3 protein-coding genes, 1 tRNA gene and 1 pseudogene are annotated in these 10,873 nt (G+C 70.5%); 1 reads left to right on the forward strand and 4 read right to left on the reverse strand.

Annotated features, from left to right (window positions below; translation table 11 throughout):
* From AB0H53_RS28780 to AB0H53_RS28790, 3 genes and pseudogenes are all read right to left on the reverse strand, one after another.
* Positions 1–1,026: pseudogene (locus AB0H53_RS28780) on the reverse strand (cell division protein FtsK); the annotation flags it as partial.
* A 122-nt stretch (positions 1,027–1,148) separates the two neighbouring features.
* Positions 1,149–1,826 carry a response regulator gene (locus tag AB0H53_RS28785; protein ID WP_362119499.1) on the reverse strand — a complete coding sequence of 226 codons (678 nt, stop codon included), beginning with the start codon at positions 1,824–1,826 and terminating at the stop codon, positions 1,149–1,151.
* Positions 1,827–2,070: 244 nt separating this feature from the next.
* A complete protein-coding gene (locus AB0H53_RS28790) occupies positions 2,071–7,563 on the reverse strand; it encodes a HAMP domain-containing protein (RefSeq protein ID WP_362119503.1) in 5,493 nt (1,830 codons plus the stop codon).
* A gap of 299 nt (positions 7,564–7,862) precedes the next feature.
* Here AB0H53_RS28790 and AB0H53_RS28795 point away from each other — a divergent pair, with 299 nt between their 5' ends.
* Positions 7,863–10,517, forward strand: coding sequence for a SpoIIE family protein phosphatase (locus tag AB0H53_RS28795; RefSeq protein ID WP_362119506.1), 2,655 nt, complete (start codon positions 7,863–7,865; stop codon positions 10,515–10,517).
* Between the two features lie 48 nt (positions 10,518–10,565).
* Here the strand turns inward: AB0H53_RS28795 and AB0H53_RS28800 are convergent.
* A tRNA-Thr gene (locus AB0H53_RS28800) sits at positions 10,566–10,638 on the reverse strand.
* Positions 10,639–10,873 lie beyond the last annotated feature (235 nt).

Genomic DNA, 10,873 nt, shown 5'->3' on the forward strand with positions numbered 1-10,873 from the left:
CGTCGGTGTCGAAGTCCAGCAGGTCCCCGCCCCGGAAGCTGGCCGGCGCCTGGTGGGCGCCTGCCCCTCGGCGCCGTCCGGGTCGTCGGCCCCGGCCGCCCCGGGCCCGCGCCGCCGCGGCCGGGCGGGCAGCGCCTCGCGCCACTGCTCGTCGTACCGCTCGTCGTCCTCACCGATGACCGGCGCGTACCCGTACGGCTCGACGAGGCCCAGGCGCGCGCCCAGGGCTCGCAACCGCTGCGGGATGGCGTTGACGGGTGTCGCCGTGACGACCAGCAGGCCGAACACCGTGAGCAGCACCAGCAGCGGTACGGCGAGGACCTCGCCCGTCATGAAGACCAGTGGCTTGGAGGCCGCCCAGCCGATCAGGCCGCCGGCGTCCCGCATGGCCTCGGTGCCCGCGTCGCGCCCCGGCGAGCCGCAGGCGATGTGCACCTGACCGAGCACCCCGATGACCAGCGCGGACAGTCCGATGACGATCCGGCCGTTGGCCTCGGGCTTCTCGGGGTGGAGGATCAGGCGGATCGCCATGGCGCCCACCAGGAGCGGCACCAGCAGGTCGAGCCGGCCGAAGGCGCCGGTCACCAGCATCTTGACCAGTTCGCCCACCGGGCCGTGCAGGTTGGCCCAGGTGCCGGCGGCGACGATCAGGGCGATGCCCAGCAGGAGCAGTGCCAGGCCGTCCTTGCGGTGCGCCGGGTCGAGTCCCTTGGCGCCGCGCCCTATCCCCCGGAACATCGCGCCCACGGCGTGTGCCAGACCCAGCCACAGGGCCCGCACGAGCCGGTACACGCCCGCGGTGGGAGAGGGCGCGGGACGGCGCGCCGGGACCTTCTTGACGGGCGCCCTACGCACCGCCTTCTTGGCGGGCGCCTTCCTCGCGGGCACCGCCTGCCTGGCCGCGGGCCGCTTCATGGGGGGCTTGCCCGGCACCGCCTTCTTCGCGGCGCCGGAGGTACGGCCGGCGCGCGGCTGCGCGGTGCCCGCCGTGCTCTGGGAACCCTTGCCGGACGTACGTGAGGCCATGGGTGTGAGGTTACCGGTGTGGGCCGCGACGGACACGTGTGCCCACTGCTTCACCCGTTCGTGTCGCCCATGACGTGTCGTGAAGCTGACGTGCGCTCAACTGGCCGGTACCGGCCACGCGGTCAGTTCTGCGCGGGCAGGGAGGGCGAGCTGCCGGAGGTGCCCGGCTCCAGGGCGTCCAGCGCCCGGCGCAGTCCGGTGAGCTTGCGCTCCAGGTGCGCGGCGGTGGCGACGGCGGCGGCGTCCGCCGAGTCGTCGTCGAGCTGCTTGGACAGTGCCTCGGCCTGCTCCTCCACGGCGGCGAGCCGGGCGGACAGCTCGGCGAGCAGACCGGCGGACTCCTTGGCCGCGCCGCCCTGGTCGCCGCCCTCCAGCTGGAGCCGCAGCAGCGCGGCCTGCTCGCGCAGCTGACAGTTCTTCATGTACAGCTCGACGAAGACCGAGACCTTGGCGCGCAGCACCCACGGGTCGAACGGCTTGGAGATGTAGTCCACCGCTCCGGCGGCGTAGCCCCGGAAGGTGTGGTGCGGGCCGTGGTTGATGGCCGTCAGGAAGATGATCGGGATGTCCCGGGTCCGCTCCCTGCGCTTGATGTGCGCGGCGGTCTCGAAACCGTCCATCCCTGGCATCTGGACGTCGAGAAGAATCACCGCGAAGTCGTCCGTCAGCAGCGCTTTGAGCGCTTCCTCCCCTGACGATGCCCGCACCAGCGTCTGATCGAGCGCAGAGAGGATGGCCTCCAGCGCCAGCAGATTCTCCGGTCGGTCATCGACCAGGAGGATCTTGGCCTTCTGCACCATGGCCCGTCCTCCTCGCCCCGGCAGTTGGCCGGGCGCCGCCCCAGGGGACGACTCCCTTGCGCCGTCCGTCCTTGTGCCGGTCATCGTAGCCGCACCCCGCCTGTCGCCACACCCTGTCACCGTGATGTCACTGCGCACGTAGCAGAAACGTGGCTGGAGACCAGAAAGTTCCCCGAAAAACGCTTCCTCACACGCGTTCGACCACAGTCAGTCAACAACATGCCACGATTCGCGTCTCCTACGGTCACTCTCCGCGCATCCACTGATCCATAACCGAAAGCAGATGGTCCGGATCCACCGGCTTCGTAACGTAGTCGGAAGCGCCGGATTCGATCGCCTTCTCCCGGTCGCCCTTCATGGCCTTCGCCGTGAGGGCGATGATCGGCAGACCGGCGAACTGCGGCATGCGGCGGATCGCCGTCGTCGTCGCGTACCCGTCCATCTCGGGCATCATGATGTCCATCAGTACGACGGTCACATCGTCGTGCTGCTCCAGGACCTCGATGCCCTCGCGGCCGTTCTCCGCGTAGAGCACGGACAGGCCGTGCTGCTCCAGCACGCTGGTGAGGGCGAAGACATTCCGGATGTCGTCGTCCACGATGAGGACCTTCTCACCGTTGAACTCGAAGTTGCGCTTCGGCTGCTCCTGCCCCTCCTGCCCCGCCCACGGGTCCTGCGGCGCCGGGGCCGGCGCGGACGACCCGGCCGGGGCGCCACCGGGCTGGCCGGGCAGCGCCGGGCGCTGCTCGGTCCCGCTCAGCGAGGACCTGCGGCGGTGCCGGAACAGGGCACCCGCACCGGAGCGCGGGTCCCCGGCGGCCGAGCCCGGCGCGGAGTGGGCCGACGGGCCCTGCCCGACCTCCTCGGCGCCGCCCGTGTACGCGTCCCCGGAATCGGGAAGCTGGTGCCCGAAGCCCTGCGACGGCAACTCGGCCGGGTGCAGCGGCAGGTACAGCGTGAAGGTCGAGCCACGGCCCGGTTCACTCGCCGCGTGGATCTCGCCGCCCAGCAGCCGGGCGATCTCCCGGCTGATCGAGAGGCCCAGCCCGGTGCCGCCGTACTTGCGGCTGGTGGTGCCGTCCGCCTGCTTGAACGCCTCGAAGATCACCCGCATCTTGCTCGCCGCGATGCCGATGCCGGTGTCCGTCACCGAGAAGGCGATCAGGTCGCCACCGGGCTCGCTGAGGGCCCCGGACTCCAGCAGCTGCTCACGGATGGACTGCGGCACGTCCGTCTTGGCCGGCCGGATGACCAGCTCGACGGCGCCGCTGTCGGTGAACTTCACCGCGTTGGACAGCAGGTTGCGCAGCACCTGGAGCAGCCGCTGCTCGTCGGTGTGCAGCGTGGCGGGCAGTTCGGGCGACACCCGGACCGAGAAGTCCAGCCCCTTCTCGGCGGTCAGCGGCCGGAACGTGGCCTCCACGTAGTCCACGAGCTGGACCAGCGCGATCCTGGTCGGGCTGACGTCCATCTTGCCCGCCTCGACCTTCGACAGGTCCAGGATGTCGTTGATCAGCTGGAGCAGGTCGGAACCCGCCCCGTGGATCGTCTCGGCGAACTCGACCTGCTTCGGGGAGAGGTTGCCCTCGGCGTTGTCCGCGAGCAGCTTGGCCAGGATCAGCAGCGAGTTCAGCGGCGTGCGCAGCTCGTGCGACATGTTCGCCAGGAACTCCGACTTGTAACGCATGGAGACCGCGAGCTGCTCGGCCCGCTCCTCCAGCACCTGCCGGGCCTCCTCGATCTCGGTGTTCTTCACCTCGATGTCGCGGTTCTGCCGGGCCAGCAGCTCGGCCTTCTCCTCCAGTTCGGCGTTGGAGTCCTGGAGCGCCTTCTGCCGGTTCTCCAGTTCGGCCGAACGCTCCCGAAGCTGCTCGGTCAGCTCCTGCGACTGCTTGAGCAGCACCTCGGTCTTGGTGTTCACGCTGATGGTGTTGACGCTGGTGGCGATCATCTCGGCGATCTGGTTGAGGAAGTCGCGCTGGATCTGGGTGAAGGGCTGGAACGACGCCAGCTCGATCACGCCGAGCACCTTCCCCTCGAAGAGCACCGGCAGCACGATCACATAGGCGGGGGAGGCCTCCCCCAGTCCCGAGGAGATCCTCAAGTACCCCGGCGGCACATTGACCTGGACGGTCCGCTTCTCCTCGGCGGCCGTCCCGATCAGCGTCTCGCCGGGCCGGAAGGTCGTGGGCATCGAGCCGGCCGAGTAGCCGTAGCTGCCCCGCATGACCAGCTCGTACGAACCGTCCTCGCCCGGCCCGATCTCATTGCCGCCGCCCGTGGGCATCGCCAGGAAGAACGCGCCGTGCTGCGCCGAGACCACCGGCGTCAGCTCACTCATGATGAGCGAGGCCACGTCGTCCAGGTCGCGGCGGCCCTGCATCAAACCGGAGATCCGGGCCAGGTTGCCCTTGAGCCAGTCCTGCTCCTCATTGGCGAGGGTGGTGTCCCGCAGGTTGGCGATCATCGTGTTGATGTTGTCCTGGAGGACCTGGATCTCGCCCGCCGCGTCCACGTCGATCTTCAGGTTGAGGTCGCCTCGGGTCACCGCCGTGGCGACGGCGGCGATGGCGCGCACCTGGCGGGTGAGGTTGCCGGCCATCTCGTTGACCGACTCGGTCAGGTCGCGCCAGGTGCCGTCGACGTCCCGGACCCGGGCCTGGCCGCCCAGGATGCCCTCCGTACCCACTTCCCGGGCCACCCGGGTGACCTCCTCCGCGAACGAGGAGAGCTGGTCGACCATCGTGTTGATGGTGTTCTTCAGCTCCTGGATCTCACCGCGCGCGTCGATGTCGATCTTCTTGGTGAGATCGCCCTTGGCGATGGCGGTGGTCACCGTGGCGATCTGGCGCACCTGACCGGTCAGGTTGGACGCCATCGAGTTCACCGACTCGGTGAGGTCCTTCCACGTACCGGAGACCCCCGGCACCCGTGCCTGGCCGCCCAGCTCGCCCTCCGTACCCACCTCGCGGGCCACTCGCGTCACCTCGTCCGCGAACGAGGAGAGCGTGGTGACCATGGTGTTGACGGTGTCGGCCAGTTCGGCGACCTCACCGCGCGCCTCGACGGTGACCTTCTTGGTCAGGTCGCCGTTGGCGACGGCCGACGACACCCGCGAGATGTTCCGCACCTGGGAGGTCAGGTTGTTGGCCATCACGTTGACGTTGTCGCTGAGGTCCTTCCAGATGCCGGTGACGCCCCGCACCCGGGCCTGGCCGCCGAGGATGCCCTCGGTACCCACCTCGCGGGCCACCCGCGTCACCTCGTCGGCGAAGTTGGAGAGCTGGTCCACCATCGTGTTGACGGTGGTGACGAGGTCGAGGATCTCCCCCCGCGCGTCGACGGTGATCTTCTTCGACAGGTCTCCGCGCGCGACCGCCGTGGTCACCTCGGCGATGTTGCGCACCTGGGAGGTGAGGTTGTTCGCCATGGAGTTGACGGACTGGGTGAGGTCCTTCCAAGTGCCGGAGACCCCCTGCACCTCGGCCTGGCCGCCCAGGATGCCCTCGGTGCCCACCTCGCGGGCCACCCGGGTCACCTGCTCGGCGAAGTTGGAGAGCTGGTCCACCATCGTGTTCAGGGTGTTCTTCAGCTCCAGGATCTCGCCCCGGGCGTCCACGTCGATCTTCTGCGACAGGTCACCACGGGCCACGGCGGTGGCCACCTGCGCGATGTTGCGCACCTGGGCGGTGAGGTTGCCGGCCATGCCGTTCACCGAGTCGGTCAGGTCCCGCCACACGCCCGCGACGCCCGGCACCTGCGCCTGCCCGCCGAGCCGCCCGTCGGTGCCCACCTCGCGGGCCACCCGGGTCACCTGATCGGCGAACGACGAGAGCTGGTCCACCATCGTGTTGATGGTGTTCTTCAACTCCAGGATCTCGCCCCGGGCGTCCACGTCGATCTTCTGCGACAGGTCACCGCGCGCCACCGCCGTCGTCACCTGGGCGATCTGGCGCACCTGCGACGTCAGGTTCCCGGCCATGAAGTTGACCGAGTCGGTGAGCTCCTTCCACGTACCCGAGACACCGGGGACCCGCGCCTGGCCGCCGAGCCGGCCCTCCGTACCGACGTCCCGCGCCATCCGCGTCACCTGGTCGGCGAAGGCCGACAACTGCGCCACCATCGTGTTGACGGTGTTCTTGAGCTCCAGCATCTCGCCCGCGACGTCCACGGTGACCTTCTGCGACAGGTCACCGTTGGCCACCGCCGTCGTCACCTGGGCGATGTCACGCACCTGACCCGTGAGGTTGCGGAACGCCGTGTTCACCGAGTCGGTGAGGTCCTTCCACGTACCGGCCGCGCCCGGCACCTGCGCCTGCCCGCCGAGCCGGCCCTCGACGCCGACCTCCCGCGCCACCCGCGTCACCTCGGAACCGAAGGCCGAGAGCTGGTCCACCATCGTGTTGACGGTGTTCTTCAACTCCAGCATCTCGCCGGCGACATCGACGGTGACCTTCTGCGACAGGTCGCCGTTGGCCACCGCCGTCGTCACCTGGGCGATGTCACGCACCTGGGTGGTGAGGTTGCGGAAGACGGTGTTGACCGAGTCGGTGAGGTCCTTCCAGGTGCCCGCCGCGCCCGGCACCTGGGCCTGGCCGCCCAGCAGCCCCTCGGCCCCGACCTCGCTCGCGACCCGGGTGACCTCGTCGGCGAAGGTCCGCAGCGTCTCGGTCATCTGGTTGATGGTGTCGGCGAGCTGCGCCACCTCGCCGCGCGCGCTCACCGTGACCTTCTGCGACAGGTCTCCGTTGGCGACCGCCGTGGTCACCTCGGCGATGCCCCGCACCTGGGACGTCAGGTTCCCCGCCATCGTGTTGACGGAGTCGGTCAGGTCCTTCCACACGCCGGCCACGCCCGGCACCTCGGCCTGACCGCCCAGCTCGCCCTCCGTGCCCACCTCACGGGCGACCCGCGTCACCTCGGAGGAGAACGAGGACAGCTGGTCCACCATCGTGTTGACGGTGTTCTTGAGCTCCAGCATCTCACCGGCCACGTGGACGGTGACCTTGCGCGACAGGTCGCCCTTGGCGACCGCCGTGGTCACCAGGGCGATGTCCCGGACCTGGGCCGTCAGCCGGTACGCCATGGTGTTGACCGAGTCCGTGAGGTCCTTCCACGAACCGGACACCCCCCGCACCTGGGCCTGGCCGCCGAGCTTGCCCTCCGTGCCGACCTCCAGCGCCACCCGCGTCACCTCGTCGGTGAACGACGACAGCTGGTCGACCAGGTTGTTGACGGTACGCGCGACCTTCAGGAACTCCCCGCGCAGCGGCCGGACCGCCCCGTCCGTCCCTTCCGAACGCAGCTCCATCCGCTGCTCCAGGTCGCCCTCGGCGACCGCGGACAGCACCCGGCCCACCTCGGAGACCGGCCGTGTCAGGTCGTCCACCAGCGCGTTGGCCGCCTCGATGGCCGACGCCCACGCGCCCTCACCGGCGCCGACGTCCAGCCGCTCGGACAGCTTGCCCTCGCGCCCGACCACCCTGCGCACCCGCGACAGCTCACCGGTCAGATGCAGCTTGCGGTCGGCGACCTCGTTGAACGCGGCGGCGATCTCCGCCATCACCCCGTCACCGGTCACGGTCAGGCGCTTGCGGAAGTTCCCGTCCCGCATCGACTCCAGGGCCGCCAGCAAGCGGTCGAGGGCCGCGGCGTCCACCTCGACGGTCCCAGCGCTCCGGGACCGTCCGCCCTTCGCGCGCGTGCTACCGCCCCGCGCCGTCACGCCAGACTCCACCGTGTCCCTCCCGAAGGGGTTGACCGTACTGCTCGGGCATTGCCGCTCCCGCCTCGCGCCGCCGTACACGGCCACCGGGAACCCTCCCAGTGTTTCACCACGACCGAACAAGGCCATAACAGTTCGGCAGCTTCGCATAACGTCCCCGCCCCCGGGGGACGGAAACAGCGGTGACCACCATCCGCCCGGAGGGCGAAGGTAAGTAACCTGGCATCCGGCTGTCCAACCGCCCCGGTCCGCCCGGCGGGGGCGGTGGGACGGAGTACGACCACCGGGCACCGGGAGGGGCAGGGCCGATCATGGCAGAGCCGGGCGTCGAGACGCGTACGAGGAGTACTGTGATCACCGCGCGGGCGGCCGCCACCTTCGACCCTGTGGGGCGCTCCGTCGCCGCAGCCCGGGCCTTCGTCCGGGACACCCTCCAAGGGTGGGGATACACGGACGTCGTCGACGACGCGGTCGTCCTGACCAGCGAACTCGTCACCAACGCAGTCATCCACGCCGGTACCGCCGCGGACGTCCTGTGCCTGCGCACCGAGGAAGGCGTCCGGGTCGAGGTCGCCGACCGGTACCCCGAGCGCGAGGTCCCCATCCAGGGCACCGGCCGCTCCCTGGGCAGCCCCGACCGGGAGAACGGCCGCGGCCTGCTGCTGTGCGCCGCGCTCGCCTCCCGCTGGGGCGTCGAGTACTCCCCCACCCGCAAACAGGTCTGGTTCCAGCTCGACCTGCCCGAACGCCCGGTCGGCACCCGGTCCGCGGGCCCCGTCCTCCCCGTCGACCTGCTCCCGGTCGCCGACGAACGGGTCCGGGTCGCCGTCGTCCAGGTCGACCGGGGCGGCACCGTCGCCGCCTGGAACCAGGACGCCGAGCACCTCTTCGGCCACACCGCCGACCAGGTCGTCGGCAAGCCGCTGGGCGACCTCGCCGCCTGGCCGCACACCCCCGGTACCGGCACCGGATTCGCCGAGGCGCTGCGCCTGTCCCGCTGGGAGGGCAGCTACGGCCTCCGCGGCACCGACGGCCGCGTCATCCCCGTCTACGCCTCCCACCTGCGCGTACGCGACACCGACGGCGAGCCGTCCACGGTCTGTCTGCTGGTACGGGACTACGAGCGCGCCGTCCTGCAGTCCCCCGCCCGCACCCCGGTCACCGACTCCGGCACCGAGGGCCGCAGCACCGACCCGTTCGAGGTCTTCATCGGCTCGCCGGCCCCCGACGACCTCGACGGCCTGCTCCAGCGGACCGTGGAGCGGGCCAGGGACATGCTGGACGGCGACGCCGCCTTCCTGCTGCTGGCCACCGACGACGAGACCGAGCTGGAGGTGCGCGCCACCACCGGCCTCCCCTCGGCCCGCCAGCGCTTCGCCCGGGTCCCCGTGGAGGCCGCGGGCACGGGCCGGTACTCCTCCGCCCGTATGCCGGCCGTCCATGAGGACCTCGGCGCCGTCCCGGGAGCCGTACCGCTCCTCGGCGGCACCGGGATGCGTTCGGTGGTCACCGTCCCGCTGAAGGTCGAGGGCCGTCTCACCGGCTCCCTCGGCGTCGCGGCGGAGGCTCCCGGCCGGTACTCCAACGAGGAGGCGTTGCGCCTGCAGTTCGCCGCCGACCGCATCGCGCTCGCCGTGGAGTCCGCCCGCCTCGGCGAACTCGAACGGCTGCGCCGCGGCTCCCTGAGCTTCCTGGTCGAGGCGTCCGACCTGCTGGCCGGCACCCTGGACCGGGACCAGACCCTGGCCCTGATGGCCCAGATGACCGTCCCCACGCTCGCCACCTGGTGCGCCGTCTACACGATCGCCGACCAGTCGTCCGAGCCTTTCCTCTCCTACGTCCTGCACGAGGACGAGGAGCGGATCGACGGGCTCAAGGCCCTGTTGTCGAAGATCCCGCCGCCCGAGCCGGTGCCCTCGCCCGGCGCCCGGATCTGGACCTCCCCCGGTGATGCCGCCCACCAGTCCGCCCTGCGCACCTCCATGCGCGAACTGGGCCTGGGCTCCACTCCGCTGTCCTCGGGCATCGGTACGACGCTGGCGACGGCCGCCGCGGTCGGCGGCGAGACGGTCGTCCTGCCGCTGGTGGCCCGCAACCGGGTCATCGGCATGCTCACGCTGGGCAAGCCCTCCGAGGACCACTTCCGCCAGGAGATCCTGGAGCTGGCCGAGGACCTGTCCCGGCGGGCCGCTCTGGCACTGGACAACGCCCGCCTGTACTCGGAGCGCACGGCGATCAGCCAGTCCCTCCAGCGCAGCCTGCTTCCCCCGGGCCTCCCGCAGGTGCCGGGCGTGGAGGTCGATGTCATCTACCGCGCGGCCGGCGAGGGCAACGAGGTCGGCGGTGACTTCTACGACCTGTTCCCCATCCGCGACAACGCGTACGGCTTCGCCATCGGGGACGTCTGCGGCACGGGCCCGGAGGCCGCCGCGGTCACCGGCCTGGCCCGGCACGCCCTGCGCCTGCTGGCCCGTGAGGGCTTCAGCGGCCCGGCGGTACTGGAGCGGCTGAACGCCGCCATTCTCGACGAGGGGGCGCGCAGCCGTTTCCTGACCCTGCTGTACGGCGAGCTGTGGCCCCAGGAGGACGGGAGCGCGGTCCTCAAGGTCGTCTGCGCCGGCCACCCGCTGCCGCTGCGGCTGCGGCAGGACGGCACGGTCCAGCCGGCCGCGGAGCCGCAGCCGCTGCTCGGTGTGATGGAGGACCTGGAGCTGTACGAGGAGACGGTGACCCTCGATCCGGGCGATGTCCTGCTGTGCGTCACCGACGGTGTCACGGAGCGCCGGGAGGGCACGCGCATGCTCGGCGACGACGGCCTGGCCGAGGTCCTCACCACGTGTACGGGCCTCACGGCCGGCGCGGTCGCCGCCCGTGTCCTGCGCGCGGTCGAACGCTTCGCGGCGGAACCGGCCTCGGACGACATGGCCATTCTCGCGATGCGTGTCCCGGAGCCGCACACCGACTGACATAGGAAAAAGGCCCCCCGCCACATGGGCGGGGGGCCTTTTTCTTTGAGCCCCCAAACGGAATCGAACCGTTGACCTTCTCCTTACCATGGAGACGCTCTGCCGACTGAGCTATGGGGGCCGGCTTGTCGCTTTGGGCTTTTCCCCTCCGCAACGAGATGAAGCATACCCTGACCAGGGCCTCTTTCCAAACCAGGCTCTGCGGTCCGCGCCTTGAGCGGGCGCGGCTGAGCGAGATGCCGTAGCCGTCGCGTAGGGTCCGGCCCGGAACGCAGAAATGCCTCGGTCCCCGGACAGTAATGTCCGGGGACCGAGGCTCAAAAATTGTTCGGCGGCGTCCTACTCTCCCACAGGGT

Source organism: Streptomyces sp. NPDC050856 (assembly GCF_040653855.1).
GTDB lineage: Bacteria > Actinomycetota > Actinomycetes > Streptomycetales > Streptomycetaceae > Streptomyces.

Coding starts and splice junctions, on each gene's coding strand:
- AB0H53_RS28785 (WP_362119499.1), bottom strand. CDS start 1,826: ATGGTGCAGAAGGCCAAGATCCTCCTGGTCGATGACCGACCGGAGAAT.
- AB0H53_RS28795 (WP_362119506.1), top strand. CDS start 7,863: ATGGCAGAGCCGGGCGTCGAGACGCGTACGAGGAGTACTGTGATCACC.